16 protein-coding genes are annotated in these 13,621 nt (G+C 54.9%); 2 read left to right on the forward strand and 14 right to left on the reverse strand.

The window, feature by feature from the left end; translation table 11 throughout:
- Window positions 1–20 precede the first annotated feature (20 nt).
- The 9 genes from KNP83_RS08395 to KNP83_RS08435 all read right to left on the reverse strand — a co-directional run bounded on the left by KNP83_RS08395 (window position 21) and on the right by KNP83_RS08435 (window position 8,627).
- Window positions 21–1,328, reverse strand: a complete 1,308-nt coding sequence (locus KNP83_RS08395; RefSeq protein ID WP_251139289.1) for a UDP-N-acetylmuramoyl-tripeptide--D-alanyl-D-alanine ligase — start codon at window positions 1,326–1,328, stop codon at window positions 21–23.
- 58 nt (window positions 1,329–1,386) lie between these two features.
- On the reverse strand, window positions 1,387–3,495 hold the full coding sequence (locus tag KNP83_RS08400; RefSeq protein ID WP_353048532.1) for a penicillin-binding protein: 2,109 nt from the start codon (window positions 3,493–3,495) through the stop codon (window positions 1,387–1,389).
- Window positions 3,496–3,533: 38 nt separating this feature from the next.
- Window positions 3,534–3,896 carry a cell division protein FtsL gene (gene ftsL / locus KNP83_RS08405; protein ID WP_021067039.1) on the reverse strand — a complete coding sequence of 121 codons (363 nt, stop codon included), beginning with the start codon at window positions 3,894–3,896 and terminating at the stop codon, window positions 3,534–3,536.
- A 23-nt stretch (window positions 3,897–3,919) separates the two neighbouring features.
- Window positions 3,920–4,852: a 16S rRNA (cytosine(1402)-N(4))-methyltransferase RsmH gene (gene rsmH, locus KNP83_RS08410; RefSeq protein ID WP_021067038.1), complete on the reverse strand. Its 933-nt coding sequence runs from the start codon at window positions 4,850–4,852 to the stop codon at window positions 3,920–3,922.
- Window positions 4,853–5,020: 168 nt separating this feature from the next.
- The gene (bshC, locus tag KNP83_RS08415; protein ID WP_353048533.1) at window positions 5,021–6,577 is read right to left on the reverse strand and encodes a bacillithiol biosynthesis cysteine-adding enzyme BshC; all 1,557 of its coding nucleotides are present in this window, start codon (window positions 6,575–6,577) and stop codon (window positions 5,021–5,023) included.
- Window positions 6,578–6,601: 24 nt separating this feature from the next.
- Complete coding sequence (locus KNP83_RS08420; RefSeq protein WP_214762088.1) at window positions 6,602–6,961, reverse strand: DUF3397 domain-containing protein; 360 nt, start codon at window positions 6,959–6,961, stop codon at window positions 6,602–6,604.
- Window positions 6,955–7,794 (reverse strand): 2-dehydropantoate 2-reductase, encoded by an 840-nt coding sequence (locus KNP83_RS08425; protein ID WP_214762089.1) that lies wholly within the window; start codon window positions 7,792–7,794, stop codon window positions 6,955–6,957. Before KNP83_RS08425 ends, KNP83_RS08420 begins: the two co-directional genes overlap by 7 nt.
- Window positions 7,795–7,903: 109 nt before the next feature.
- A complete protein-coding gene (gene rpmF / locus KNP83_RS08430) occupies window positions 7,904–8,077 on the reverse strand; it encodes a 50S ribosomal protein L32 (protein ID WP_015881300.1) in 174 nt (57 codons plus the stop codon).
- Between the two features lie 22 nt (window positions 8,078–8,099).
- Window positions 8,100–8,627 (reverse strand): YceD family protein, encoded by a 528-nt coding sequence (locus KNP83_RS08435; protein ID WP_214762090.1) that lies wholly within the window; start codon window positions 8,625–8,627, stop codon window positions 8,100–8,102.
- Between the two features lie 157 nt (window positions 8,628–8,784).
- Here KNP83_RS08435 and KNP83_RS08440 point away from each other — a divergent pair, with 157 nt between their 5' ends.
- Entirely contained in the window at window positions 8,785–9,915 is a 1,131-nt protein-coding gene (locus tag KNP83_RS08440; RefSeq protein ID WP_214762091.1) for a tRNA(Met) cytidine acetate ligase, read from the forward strand.
- On the opposite strand, the gene KNP83_RS08445 is transcribed toward KNP83_RS08440, so the two are convergent.
- The 5 genes from KNP83_RS08445 to KNP83_RS08465 are packed head-to-tail and all read right to left on the reverse strand — an operon-like array spanning window position 9,894 to window position 12,698.
- Entirely contained in the window at window positions 9,894–10,886 is a 993-nt protein-coding gene (locus KNP83_RS08445; RefSeq protein ID WP_214762092.1) for a SepM family pheromone-processing serine protease, read from the reverse strand. The genes KNP83_RS08440 and KNP83_RS08445 overlap by 22 nt on opposite strands.
- Window positions 10,883–11,380 (reverse strand): pantetheine-phosphate adenylyltransferase, encoded by a 498-nt coding sequence (gene coaD, locus KNP83_RS08450; RefSeq protein WP_214752292.1) that lies wholly within the window; start codon window positions 11,378–11,380, stop codon window positions 10,883–10,885. Before coaD ends, KNP83_RS08445 begins: the two co-directional genes overlap by 4 nt.
- Window positions 11,381–11,384: 4 nt before the next feature.
- Window positions 11,385–11,951: a 16S rRNA (guanine(966)-N(2))-methyltransferase RsmD gene (rsmD, locus tag KNP83_RS08455; protein WP_214762093.1), complete on the reverse strand. Its 567-nt coding sequence runs from the start codon at window positions 11,949–11,951 to the stop codon at window positions 11,385–11,387.
- Window positions 11,952–12,004: 53 nt separating this feature from the next.
- Window positions 12,005–12,268, reverse strand: a complete 264-nt coding sequence (locus KNP83_RS08460) for a DUF2129 domain-containing protein (protein WP_353048534.1) — start codon at window positions 12,266–12,268, stop codon at window positions 12,005–12,007.
- Entirely contained in the window at window positions 12,252–12,698 is a 447-nt protein-coding gene (locus KNP83_RS08465) for a YlbF/YmcA family competence regulator (RefSeq protein WP_214762095.1), read from the reverse strand. The genes KNP83_RS08460 and KNP83_RS08465 overlap by 17 nt, the downstream gene beginning before the upstream one ends.
- A gap of 130 nt (window positions 12,699–12,828) precedes the next feature.
- Here KNP83_RS08465 and KNP83_RS08470 point away from each other — a divergent pair, with 130 nt between their 5' ends.
- Window positions 12,829–13,584, forward strand: coding sequence for an ATP-grasp domain-containing protein (locus tag KNP83_RS08470; protein WP_214762096.1), 756 nt, complete (start codon window positions 12,829–12,831; stop codon window positions 13,582–13,584).
- Window positions 13,585–13,621 lie beyond the last annotated feature (37 nt).

The following is a 13,621-nucleotide window of genomic DNA, read 5'->3' on the forward strand; positions in this document are numbered from 1 at the left end:
TTCGTACCTCACTACTCTGTTTATTGAACTAGACGCTCGAGCGCCAGTCCTCGCGATGCTTTTAACAATATCACAGTCTGCGGACGTTGATAACTGCCGAGAAGGACTTTCGCTTCCTCGACCGTCGGCACCATTGTCACGTTCACACGCGGGTCGGTGATACCTGCCGCAATCCATTTCGCTTTATCTCCGATAAGCACGCAATCCGTGACCGGCGCCGTGATGGCGTGGCCGACTTGTTCGTGCTGGGAGACCTCGTCCGCCCCGAGTTCATACATATCCCCGAGGACGAGGACGCGGCGTGAGAACCCTTCTAACGTTTTAATCGTCTCAACGGCGGCAATCATCGAAGTCGGGCTCGCGTTATAGGCGTCATTGACCAAGTGGGCATCGCCGAACATCCGTTTCTCCATCCGCATCGACGTCAACTGGACACGGTCGAGTCCCCGTTGAATCGTGTCATGCCCTAACCCGAACTTGAGACCGCAGGCGATCGCATAAGCGGCGTTGCGGATTTGATGGGCCCCGAGCACTTTCAACTCATACAACTCGTTATTGTAGCGGAAAATCGAGGCGTCAAACGTCGCCTCCACGACCTCGAGCTTGCCGTCCGCGGTCGAATCGTACCCGACGCGATACCCACCCGCTTCACTGAGGAGCGGCTCGTCGGCATCGACGATTAAGACGCCGTCCGGTTTCAACCCGGCTTTAATCTCGAGCTTCGCCTTGGCGATACCCTCGCGCCCACCGACTTGTTCGCCGTGTGACTCGCCGATGTTCGTGACGAAGGCGATGTCCGGTTTGGCGAGCTTCGATAAGAGTTCGATTTGTCCGAAACCGTTCATCCCCATCTCAAGGACCGCGACTTCGGTGTCGCGTGGCATCCGGAGCACGGTGAGCGGCAACCCGACGTCCGAGTTGAAGTTTCCAGCCGTCTTATGCGTCTTGAACGTCTCACCGAGCACGACGGCAATCATGTCTTTCGTCGACGTTTTCCCGTTCGAACCGGTGATGGCGACGACTTTCGGATTGATTTCCGCCAAATAGCGGGCCGCCGCTTCTTGGAGCGCTGTCAACGGTGATGCGACCGGGATGGCGATAATCCCTTCCGGCAATGGACGGTCTTGTTCCCAGAACGTCACGATCGCTCCTTGTTTGATGGCCGCCTCGATGTAATCATGTCCATCGACGCGCGCCCCGATAATCGGGACGAACAAGCCGTCGGCATTGTCGTCACGCGAGTCGGTCGCGACGTGGCGGACCTCTCGCGAATCATCTATTTCCATCCCAAACCAAGATGCGAGTGTTTGAATCGTCAACTGTTCCATAACCATTTCCTCCTGTGACAAAGGAAAAGAGAGCCGAGGCCCTCTTCATCCCTTTGCGTTAGTTCGACGGTGACGCGAGCCTCACTGTGAGCGTCGCTCCCGTCTTGACGGGCTTGCCTTTCCCAATCGATTGGGAGGTGACGAAGCCGGTGCCGTCTATTTCTAAATTCAATTGATAAAGCGTCGCTAACCGTTTCACATCACGAAGCGACCAGCCTTTGAGCGTCGGCATCGCGAACGAGTCCGCCGTCTTTAAAAGCAACCGCTCACCGACGACGTACGGTTGGCCTTCGACCGGGCTTTGCGCCGTGACCGTCTCCCCGTTGCCAAGTGCCACCGGTGTGAACGCGGCCGCTTTGGCTTCTTTCACGGCGTCGTCACGACCTTGGTCGACGAACGATGTCGTCGTTTTCGTCGAGGCGTCAATCGATTTCGCCTGCTTGTCCGGCTCGACGCTCCGATAGCGGAGCGCGACGTCCATCACATCTTTGAACAGCGGTGCCATGATTCGCGGTCCCGTCGTCGACGAGTCACTGTTCGGACGGTCGACGGCGATGTACATGACGAGTTCCGGGTCGTCCTCCGGCGCCATGCCGACGAACGAGTGGATGTATTGCCCACTCAAGTACTTCCCGTTCTCGGCGATTTGCGCCGTTCCGGTCTTCCCGATGACGCGATAGTTGTCGAGGGCATACAATTGCCCCGTCCCGACGTCGCTGTTGACGACGCCATCGAGCGCTTCCCGTGTCTGTTTGGCGGCCTCGGCCGTAATCGGTTGTCCGACGACTTTCGGATTCGTCGTCCGAATCGTCTCACCGGTCTCACGGTTGACGACTTTCTTGATGACGTGCGGTTGCTTCATCGTCCCATCGGTCGCGATGGCCGACGTCGCTTGTAAAATCTGCATCGGCGTGACGGCCGTCGATTGGCCCCATGCCGTGATTAAGACGTTCAACGGGCTCTCGAAGTCGAATTGGCTATTGACCTCGCCCGGTAAATCGACGCCCGTACGTTGATCGAACTTGAAGGCGTTGAAATAATCTTCATAGCGGCTTAAGCCGAGACGCTCGTTCGCAAGAATCGAGAACGCGACGTTCGACGAGTGCCAGACGCCTTCTACCATAGGAATCGTACCCCATCCGGTAATGTTGTAATCATTGAATACGGTCTTGCCATACTTATATGAACCCGATTTATACAGTTCATTCGGATTATAGACGCCTTCATTGATGGCGGCGGCCAACGTGAAGATTTTCATCGTCGATCCCGGCTCGAAACGAGACGATACCGAGAAGTTACTATACGAGCTGATTTCGCGCGTATTCGGGTCAAACGAAGGACGGTCCGACAAGGCGATGATTTCGCCGGTCTTCGGGTCCATAATAATCGCCGTCGCATTCTTCGGCTTATATTCTTGATACAGCTCTTCCATTTTCGTATCGAGCAACTGTTGAATCCGGTGGTCGAGCGTGAGTTGCACGTCAGCCCCGTCTTCCGGGTCAATCTTCAATTGCTCGTCGCTCGAGACGATTTGGCGTCCGGCCAAATCTTTCTCGAACCGGTACAACCCGTACGACTCACTCAACACGTCGTTGAGCGATTTTTCAATGCCGAGCTCACCGACGAGTTCAATCCGTCCGTTCTGGTCGATTTTCTGGGCGTAGCCGACGACACTTGATGCGAACACTTTGTTCGGATAGTAGCGCTTCGGCTCTTCGACGAACGTGACCCCTGGAATCTCGAACGCCTCAATCTCTTCTTTTTGCTCGACCGTCAAATCGCGGCCCGGTACGCCGAACTCGATTTGACCGCGATCTTTGTTCTGCTCGAGCCGTTTCAAAATGTCGGCCTCGGTCATCGGAATGACGGTCGCGAGCTGCTTGGCGGCCTCGGCGAACGCATCGGGCATGAGCGTCTTCCCTTCGACCCGCTCGCCGCCGAGTTTCAAGACGGCCACGATGCGGTAGGACGGGATGTTGATGGCAATCGGTTGCCCGAACCGGTCATAAATCTCGCCCCGCTCCGCTTTTAACGTACTGACCGCTTTCCAACGCTCTTCCTCGGCGAACGCGAGCATGTTCTCTCCTTTGTACGTCTGGAAGACGGACAAGTAGAAGAACCAACCGACAAAAAATAAAAAGAGTGGTGTGAAGCAAACAATCGCCACCCACGCCACTCTTTTTTTACTCTGTTGTAGAGAATTCATCAGTCAATCACCTTGACGTTGTTCTCATTGAATTGCATTCCGAGCTTTTCAGCAATCGCATAGATTCTCTCAGGTGAGCTTAGTTGGGCGATCTCATACTTCAATTCTTCATTCTCTTTGGCAATCGTGTTCGTCTCTTGTGTGATCAGAGCCGTATCGCGCATGATGTTGTACGCTTCGTTATGTTTCGATACCGTGATGCCACCGAACAAGACAACTGAACCAATCATGGTCGGGTACAGGATGGATTCGAACAAAGTCAACGTACGTCGTTTTGGAGCTGGTATTGGTCGTTCTTGCGGAATCGGATTTCGATTCGGCGTAACTTGAGGCTGCAGAGCCTTGCGAGCAGCTTCTGGCATCAGGTATCCCTCCTACGTACAGTCTATTTTTGTTTTTCTGCGACCCGGAGTTTGGCCGAACGGGCCCGGCGGTTGCCTTCGAGCTCGTCGTCCCCGGCTGTGATCGGCTTGCGCGTAATCAATTTCAGTTCGGGTTCAAACTCTTTCGGGATGACCGGCAATCCGGGCGGTAACGGCGGATGCTGGCTTTTCTCTTTGAACACTTGTTTACAAATTCGATCTTCTAACGAGTGGAACGTGATGACGCAAATGCGTCCGTTGATGGCGAGCATGTCGATCGCGTCTTGGACGGCACGGTCGAACACGTTCAACTCATCGTTGACGGCGATGCGGATGGCTTGGAACGTCCGCTTCGCAGGATGGCCGCCTTTTCGTCGGGCCGGCGCCGGAATCGCGTCTTTAATCAATTCGACGAGTTCGAACGTCGTCTCGATCGGTTTGACGGCACGGGCCTGCTCAATCTTGCGCGCAATCTGTTTGGAGAATTTTTCTTCCCCGTATGTAAAGAAGATGCGGGCAAGATCTCCGAACGGCCATTCGTTGACGACGTGATACGCGGACAGCTCGCGTGAACGGTCCATACGCATATCGAGCGGTGCGTCGTAATTGTAGCTAAAGCCACGTTCGGCCTCATCGAGCTGCGGCGACGATACACCAAGGTCGAACAATACCCCATCGACCTGAGTGATTCCCCGCGCCAACAGTTCGTCTTTCAAATGGACGAAGTTGCTTTTAATGAACGTAACCCGGTCCTCATATGGAGCCAGCCGCTCACTCGCGTGCTTGAGCGCGACGTCGTCTTGGTCGAAGGCGTATAGATGGCCTGTCGTCAAGCGCTTGACGATCTCTTCGCTGTGACCGGCTCCTCCTAACGTACAATCGACATAAATCCCGTCTGGCTTAATATTTAATCCCTCAATGGACTCCATTTTTAATACCGTTTCATGCTCAAACATACAAAAACCCTCTCAACCTACATTTTTCAACTATTTTATTACGTTTACTTTATCATAAAAATGTCAAGTGCCGCATCGCTTTTTAGCGAAAAGAGGAAACAAAAAGGTAACAAACAAAAAATGGTTCCCACAAATTTTTGGGAACCATCTCTATCTCGCTCATTTCGGTCACAATTTGACCAAACATCGCTCGAAATCGGCTTGTTCATAAGACCGGCGCAAGCGCTCGAACAAATCGAGACCGTGACGGTTCAACAACGGGACCATCGACCATATCCGCTCTTGCGGGGCGTCCATCGGCAAGAGCCGTGTCGATAGATGAATCCGGCGACTGTTTAAGCGATATTGGTCGCGTTTCGCTTCGGCTCGCATCTCGTCGGCGAGACGTTCGAGCACGTGGCGTGCCTTGGCATCAAACCGGTGCCCGTGCTTGCCCGCCTCGCGCCCGATCGCTTCCGTGAGCGTCCGGTACGCGTACAAGTTTTGGTCGAACGTTTCGTCGTCGAACATGTGGTCCGGTAACGGGTCCGCCAAATAGTCGACGAGCGTCACACCTTCTTGGGTGAGCTTCTTCTCATCGTTCGCCGAGACGAGCACGGCCCCGAGCCGTGGGATCAACAGCGGCATCTTCCAATCGAGGACGTGGAATAAGGGCCGAAGTTGAAGCCAATAGGCGATTTCACCGGGTCCGGCGATATAGGCGAGTGTCGGGAACAAGTGGTCCTGCATGAGCGGACGGGACACGACGTTGTTCGAGAACCGTTCCGGGTGCGCGTCCACTTGTTGAATCAGCTCGGCCTCCGTGAAGCGGTGTCCCCGCTTCGTCGTGAAGAACCCGTCCTGCTTCGTCAACAGTTCGCGCGTCCCATCGTGATAGAACAGGTGGGCCGCTTCCCGATTCAACTCGACGGTCGGCATCCCGTCCTCGAACGAATCGTGCAACGCCGCATGCAAGCGGTCGTGTTCCGTAATCAATCGTTTGAACGCGTCGCGCTCGAGGGCCCGGACTTCCGGCTGGTGCGGGTCGAACAGGATGAAGTCTGTGCCGACGAAGCGACGCATCATGTGTCCGAAAAATTGGGCGAACGAATGGCTCGCTTGAATCACATCGACGAGCTCATGATAGAGCGTCGTCGTGTAACGCGTCTCCGTCTCGGATAACAAAAGGCGTTGCAACATTTGCACGAGTTCGATTTTAAGGCGATCGAATTCCAATTCCCCGACCGACGCCTTCCCGGCGAGCGGGACGGTCGACAACGCCTCTTTGCGCAGTTGACGCGATAGCGGCTGGCTCACGAAGACGTGGTTGATTTCCGCATAATCATGATCCTCCGTCGCCATCCAAAAGATTGGGAGGACCGGTTTGTTCAATTTCGCTTCCGCCTGTTTGGCCTTCTTCAGCACGGTCAACAGTTTATACACCGCGAACAACGGACCGCCGAACACCCCGACTTGTTGCCCGGTCACCATCGTGAACGCCTCACCGGCGGCCAACGCTTCGAGTTTTGATTCGAGCGCCGGAGAAATCAGACCGTGGACGGCTTGTTGGTCTCGCAAAATGTCGACGAGCGCGGGCAAATGCGTGAACGAACGGTTCATCAGTTCGTCCGCCCTCAGCTCGAGCTCATCCATCCCTGTATAGTCGAGCCATTTTGAATAGCCCGTCTCCACTTGCATCATCGGAGACGACGGGGCGTACATGGCGTCTAGCGACTCTATCCTCACGTATAACGACTTCCTTTCAAACGATTAATACATCATCTCTCGTGCGATGCCGATCGTAAACAAGACGATATGGGCCGGGACGAGCACCAAAAACAATAAGCGCCACCCGTGCACGAACATCTTCGTATAGACGACATCTTCATGGCGAATCCGTTGCCAAATCGCGTTGGCCGGGAAAATGGCGGCACAGACCGCAAGCAACAGCCAGATCAAGTCGATCCCGACAATCGCTTCGAGCAGCACCGCGCATGCATAAAACCACAAGATCACGCCGGCATCACAGGCGAGTTTGAACGTATTAACCGATTTAGGCATAATTTTTCTAAGTATCATATACACCATAAACCAAATGACGAGTGGAAATGAAACGATATACACTAGCACGATACGCTCGCTCCTAAAATTAATTTTTGCATGACCGGAATAACGGTCAAAGTGACGCCTCGTTCGTCGGCCCGTTTCAAGAGCGGCGTCAAGATGGCATCGACCTCGGTCTGGCGCCCCGCCTCGATATCACGCAACATCGAGGAACGATTGTGTGCCGTCTTGTCGATAATCGTGTCGATATATGTATACGGGACGTGACGATCGAACAACGTCGACAGTTCTTCGTAAATCGCCGTCGCGACCTCGCGGCAAGGCGATAGGGCGACCGCCCCATTCTCGACACGGCAGAGCGCCGTTATCGGATTGATGATGGCGTTGGCGAACAACTTCTCCGTGACGACCTGCTCGATGTCCGCTTCCCAGACGACGGCGAGCGGTGACGCACGGAACGACATCGCCTCGAGCGAGTCGAGGCTGCCGATGCGGATGCGTCCGAGCCCGGTATGGTGGAGCCGATCGCCGTCACGGCTCACGCCATGTTCGACCACCCCAAGGTGGAATCCTTTCGTACGTGCATAGTCGAGATGGGCGATTCCGTTCGAGCAGATGAACACGGGCACATCGCCGGATAATCGTTCCGTCGCCGCTTCGACCTGATGCGCTTTCGTCGTCACAAAGAATATATCCTGCTCCGTCTCGACGAGTGTCGTCACCGGACAGAGCCGTACCACGGCCCTCCCCTCGGTGACGCCGGTCCGATCAATCGTCACCGTCGTCGCTTCGTCGACACGGCCATAGAGCGTCACCGTATAGTCCGGTTCGAACAGCGAGGCCATCAGCATACCGACGGCGCCGTTCCCGACAATCCCAATTCGTTTAATCGGCTTCATTCGCCATCCCTCCACGTCTAGTCTGCACTGAAAAGTTTACCACAATCTGATTCCCCGACCCAAAAATTAAAAAAAGAAGCGGCCTCCGGGGAGACCGCTTCCTTTCGCATTATTTGCTTGTTACTTCTTTACCGTTGTAATGTCCGCAAGATTTGCAAACACGGTGAGAAAGCTTCATTTCGCCACAGTTCGGGCACTCGTTCATACCAGGTACGTTGAGTTTGAAGTGAGTACGACGAAGACGTTTGCGAGTTTTCGACGTTCTACGGAATGGTACTGCCATCGTTGTCCACCTCCTTGAAAAGTTAGCCGTTCTCGTCCTCTTTTTTAGAGAACAAGTCAGCGAGCCCCGCGAGGCGCGGGTCGATTTTTGGTTGGTCGTCCGGCTGCTCGTCAATGACGGACCAGCCTTCCCCTTCAACCTGAGTTTTGTCTGTTTCGTTCCCAAAGATTTGCATTGGGACGTCTAACATGATGAGCTCTTTTACGATCGGTCGCAGATCAATCGTATTTCCTTCTGGCAAATTGACATCATCGAATTGCTCCGTATAACGCCCATTCTCCAAAAAGAAAGGCTCGAGCGATTCAATATCGAATTCATAGATGACATCATCCAACGTACGCGCATCTGGCAACGTCAGGTCACCTTGAATCTTCAGATTGAATGTAACTTGATTAGATGTGAACGACGCATCCCCGTGCACATGCACCGGGCGAATCGAACGGATATCCGGATGGAGCTGAGTAAGCTCTGGTAGTTCGACCACCTCATCGATGGTAAAACTGTCACCCTGGTTTCGTAGCTTAAGTAGCTGTGCAATAGACCACTTCATCCGAATCACCTCAATTGCAACAATATGAATTATAGATAGGCCAACTTGTTTTGTCAATGTTTTTTCTTTACACTAAAATCAGTTGACGACGGCGCTTTGCCAAAGCGTACTTACCCATCTTACACCAATCCAATCGACAATGCAAAGGAGTAATTTTATGCGAAAAACGGCCATCATTGCCGAGTACAATCCGTTCCATAACGGGCACCTCCATCAGGCGGAACGAGCCCGGATTGAAACCGACGCTGACGCCGTCATCGCCGTCATGAGTGCCCAGTTCACCCAGCGCGGCGAACCGGCCGCTTTCGATAAGTGGAGCCGGGCCCGCGCCGCGGTCCAAACGGGCGCCATCGACCTCGTCATCGAACTGCCGACACGTTTCGGCGTGCACCGGGCCGACCGATTCGCGAGCGCCGCGGTCGCCATCGCCGAGCGTGTGCGTTGTCAAACGCTGTCCTTCGGGAGTGAGAGCGGCGACATCAGCGCCGTGACCCGGGCCGCGGCAGCTGATATCGAAGCGACACCCGCCTATCAGACGGCGTTAAAAGAAGCGTTAAATCAAGGTCGTTCGCCTGCCAAAGCGTCGAGCGAGGCGTTCGGGTCGCTCTATCCCGACTTTGATTTGACGCTCCCGAACAACATCCTCGCCTATCACTACGCGAAAGCCGCGACGTCGATCGAGCTGCACACGATTCGCCGTCTCGGAGCCAGTTACCATGACCCGAGCGTCTCAGACGTCATGTCGGCCACGGGCGTGCGCGCCCACTACTTGGAGTCAGGTATGGTCCGGGCCGTCCCTGACGCCACACGAGCGCTGTTTCAGGACAATCCGATGGCCCACTGGTCACTCTATTGGCCCGTCCTTCAATATAAGTTGCGGACGACCCCGAAAGATGTGCTCGAACAACTCGTCGGCATCGACAGCTCGCTGTCGCCCCGCCTGATTCAGGCCGGGCTCGAGCCGACGTTCGAACAGGCACTCGCTCGCCTGCTGACGAGACGCTACACGCGAACGTCCATTCAACGTGCGCTCGTCGCCATTCTCATCCACTGGCGGCAGGACGAGTTGCCGGAACGGTTCGATGACGTGCCCTATGTCCGACCGCTAGCGTTCAACACGATTGGACGTACCGTGTTAAACGACATAAAAAAAGACGTACCGCTTCTCAGCAAATACCATCCTGATCTGGCGTTCGAGGCTCGAGTGACCGAGGCGTATCGCCTTCCGCTTGGAAACCGGTCACTCGTCGAACATATGCAAACGCCTCAATTCATCGACTCTAAATAATCGATGGCATCCTCGACCGTCTTGACGGGAACGACTTCAATGTCGCTCTCGAGTCGGTCGAGCGACTCCATCGCCTCATCGTAGTTCGACCCGGCCGGCACGAAGAACACGGATGCCCCCGCCTCGTCGGCAGCTACGATTTTTTGCCATGCCCCGCCAATCGGCCCGACGTTCCCCAACTCATCGACCGTTCCCGTCCCGGCGATGACGGCACCGCCCGTCAAATCGCCCGGCGTCAACTGGTCAAAAATCTCGAGCGTGAACATGAGACCGGCCGACGGTCCGCCGACGTTCGTCAGTTCGAACGAGACGTCCGGGTCTGTGCGCACGTCCTGGATTGGCAGCGGCTCATAAATCCCGAGCCCGACGCGGTCCCCGCTCCGGTCAATCGGTTGAATCAGCGTATCGACCTCGCGCTCGCGTCCGTCCCGCTCGAGTGTGACGGAGACTTCATCGCCGGCTTCAAATGAGGCGACGCGTTCGATAAAGTCTAGGCGTGACGCGAACGCCTGTCCATCGAGCGCGGTGATGACGTCACCCGGCTTCAAGACGTTCGCGGCGAGCGACCCGGCAATCGGGGCCGAAACGTACATGCCGTCGAACGTCACGGTCACATCGGCGTCCGCCAGCTCATAGGCGTATTGAATCGCCGCTTGCTGCGATGACGACATCAGCAGCTCTTGTCTGCGGTCGTAGTCCGCCTCGCTTTCCCCGTCATAGAGATAACGACTGGCCGGGCTCGCCTCCGTGAACGGGGTGAACCAGCTGCCGACGAGCCAGAGCGGCGTCGCCCGGCGTTGGGAGATGGTCACCATCTTCAGTTCGCCCGGTTCTTTGTCTCCGCCCTCGACCGTCATGAACTCTTCAATCGTCGTCGCCTCGCCCGGATACGTGATGTAATACGGGAGCGGCACGAACAAGAAAATCAGGACGGCGACGAGCAGACCGAAGCCGATTTTGAGCGACTTCATTGCCCGTGACTCACTTCATATTTTTGTCGCAGCGCGTGCTCGACTTGCTCCGGGACGAGCTCGGCGACGGACGCCCCATATTTGGCGACTTCTTTCACGATTGAGGAGCTGAGGAACGAGTATTGGCTGTTCGTCATCATGAACAGCGTCTCCACGTTCTCATTCAATTTTTTATTGATCGATGCGATTTGAAGCTCGTACTCGAAGTCCGAGACGGCCCGCAGGCCACGGACGATGGTCGCCGCCTCACGCTTGGCGGCATACTCGACGAGCAATCCGCCAAACGCGTCAGCGGTGACGTTCGGCAAATGCGTCGTCACGTCACGAATGAGCGATAGACGCTCCTCCACGTTGAAGAGCGGTGCCTTGCTCGAGTTTTCGAGCACGGCGACGATGACTTCGTCGAAGATGGCCGCCGCTCGCTCGATGATATCTAAATGGCCGTTCGTAATCGGGTCAAAGCTCCCCGGGCAAATCGCGATACGTTTTGACATGTTCTCACTCCTCGGTGTCGGCATACTCGTAAAAGCTGATCGTGATCACGTCCGAGTAGCGCTGCACCTTGATTTTTTCTAACTGTCCGACCTGGTCCGGCAATGTCACGTCGCTGCCGTGCTCGCAGACGACGACGCCGTTGTCCGTCAACAGCCGGTTCGCTTCAATGATCTCTAAAAACGGCACATGTTCTTCCGCATGATATGGCGGGTCCATGAAAATCAATTTGAACGGCTCCCCTTTCAGGACGAGTTGGTCGAGGACCGACCGGGCGTCTTGTTGGAGCACCGTCGCTTTCGATTCATAGCGCGTCGTCTGTAAATTGTCTGTGACCGTCTGGATCGCCTTTCGTTGCTTGTCGACGAATACGGCATGGTCACACCCCCGTGACAACGCCTCGATCCCGAGACCCCCGCTCCCGGCGTATAGGTCTAGCGCATCGCCCCCGGCGAAATAAGGGCCGATGATGTTGAATAACGATTCTTTCACTTTATCTGTCGTCGGTCGTGTGGCCGACCCGGGGACCGCCTTGAGACGGGTCCCTTTTCGTTCTCCTGAAATCACTCGCATATCCGTTCTCCTTCACCACAAAAGATGAAGGCGGTGCCGCCTTCATCTCTGTGTTATTTCTGCTTCGATTCGTACGTCTCCGCGACGAACGGCCGCTCACTACGGACGACCGCTTCGACGAACGGCAACGCGCTCACTTGTTCGAGAATCGCCTCATGTCCCTCAAGGTCGGTATATAAGAAGGCATACTTCTCCCGTTTGGACACGTAATACAGGTTCGCATAACGACGCAACGCCTTCACTTGTTTCAACGATTGGACGTAAACGACGAACCCGATTCGACCATTCAATTCAAACGACTCAGATGGCACATCCACAGCTTCCGCCTCCACAACTTCCCCCGCCTGAACATCCGCCTTCATCGAAGAACGGGTTTCCGGTCGGGACTTTGATTTTTGGAGAAACCGAGAAGGCCAACAGCTCACTCACTTCCCCGAGCAGTTTATCCAAACTGCGTTCCGCTTTTTTAAATGCGGCCACTTCCGGCTGGACATCGAGACGCCGTTTGACAAGGTGCATCTCTTTTTTAATGCGATCGTGGTCCGGGTGATGTTTCCCGAAACGCTGTACGTACTCGTAATCTTCTTTCATGCGCAAGAACTCACGTTCCACGAGCCGCGCTTCCTCTGATTGGGCTCGCGCTTGTTTCGTGGCGATATATGTTTGGAACGACTCGCTCGCTTCAATCAAATCGGCTAACGCTTCCGTTTGATCGAGCAGGGCAATCGTCTGTTCAGTAATAATCATGGCTTTCACCCTTTCTGCCATGATTTTAACACATTTGATTCCCTCTGTAAGCAATCGGCTTTATAATTGAACGTGACTGTCAAGCGTCCAACCAGAAAGGAAGTGAACAGGTGCGCACCTGCACCTCGCTATGAAAAAAGTCTCATTCAATATGATTCGCTCGGCCGGCATCAAGACCGACTATGCGAAACCTGAATACTATTACGATCAACTCGATAAAGTCCGAGCGGCCGACCTCGTCTTGTTCCCCGAATATTGGATGGTCAACTCGATCATCTACGGGCTCAACAAACCAATTTTCCCGTCCCCGGCGTCGTACCACCTCGGGCACGATAAAATCGAGATGACGCGCGCCTTCAAGGCGACGTTCCCGCACCGTATCCCGAAGACGCTCATCTACGGGAAGAACCCTTACACGATCGAGCGTGTGTTGGAAGAATTCGAGTATCCGTTCGTCGCCAAGACGGCCAAGTCGTCGATGGGACAAGGGGTCTGGCTCATCAAGAATGAACAGGACTGGCTCACGTACGTCGACAAGCACGACACGTTTTACGTCCAACAGTACATCCCGAACGACCGCGACCTTCGCATCATCGTCATCGGGGAAGAAGTCGTCGGGTCGTATTGGCGCGTCAGCGATTCGTTCTTGAACAACGTCGCCGAAGGCGCCCACTTCTCATACGACGATATCCCGGACGACGTCGTCGCGGAAGTGCTCGACATCGCCAAGACGCTCCATATCAATCATGCTGCCTTCGACGTCATCGTCGCGGACGGTGAGTTTTACATTTTAGAGTTCAACGTCTTCTTCGGTTCAGAGGGACTCATGCCGCTCGGTGTGCGGCTTCCGGACAAAATCGCCCATTACCTCGACACCCGCGCTTGAGGCGTTCATCTTTTTTTCACAATTTGAACACACGTTA

This window comes from Exiguobacterium sp. s146 (genome assembly GCF_018618415.1).
Lineage (GTDB): Bacteria > Bacillota > Bacilli > Exiguobacteriales > Exiguobacteriaceae > Exiguobacterium.

Excerpts from the sequence above, each read along its gene's own strand:
- KNP83_RS08470 (WP_214762096.1), top strand. The coding sequence starts at position 12,829 with ATGAAAAAAGTCTCATTCAATATGATTCGCTCGGCCGGCATCAAGACC.
- KNP83_RS08395 (WP_251139289.1), bottom strand. The coding sequence starts at position 1,328 with ATGGAACAGTTGACGATTCAAACACTCGCATCTTGGTTTGGGATGGAA.
- KNP83_RS08465 (WP_214762095.1), bottom strand. The coding sequence starts at position 12,698 with ATGATTATTACTGAACAGACGATTGCCCTGCTCGATCAAACGGAAGCG.
- KNP83_RS08425 (WP_214762089.1), bottom strand. The coding sequence starts at position 7,794 with ATGAAGCCGATTAAACGAATTGGGATTGTCGGGAACGGCGCCGTCGGT.
- coaD (WP_214752292.1), bottom strand. The coding sequence starts at position 11,380 with ATGTCAAAACGTATCGCGATTTGCCCGGGGAGCTTTGACCCGATTACG.
- KNP83_RS08440 (WP_214762091.1), top strand. The coding sequence starts at position 8,785 with ATGCGAAAAACGGCCATCATTGCCGAGTACAATCCGTTCCATAACGGG.
- rsmH (WP_021067038.1), bottom strand. The coding sequence starts at position 4,852 with ATGTTTGAGCATGAAACGGTATTAAAAATGGAGTCCATTGAGGGATTA.
- KNP83_RS08435 (WP_214762090.1), bottom strand. The coding sequence starts at position 8,627 with ATGAAGTGGTCTATTGCACAGCTACTTAAGCTACGAAACCAGGGTGAC.
- KNP83_RS08445 (WP_214762092.1), bottom strand. The coding sequence starts at position 10,886 with ATGAAGTCGCTCAAAATCGGCTTCGGTCTGCTCGTCGCCGTCCTGATT.
- ftsL (WP_021067039.1), bottom strand. The coding sequence starts at position 3,896 with ATGCCAGAAGCTGCTCGCAAGGCTCTGCAGCCTCAAGTTACGCCGAAT.
- rpmF (WP_015881300.1), bottom strand. The coding sequence starts at position 8,077 with ATGGCAGTACCATTCCGTAGAACGTCGAAAACTCGCAAACGTCTTCGT.
- rsmD (WP_214762093.1), bottom strand. The coding sequence starts at position 11,951 with ATGCGAGTGATTTCAGGAGAACGAAAAGGGACCCGTCTCAAGGCGGTC.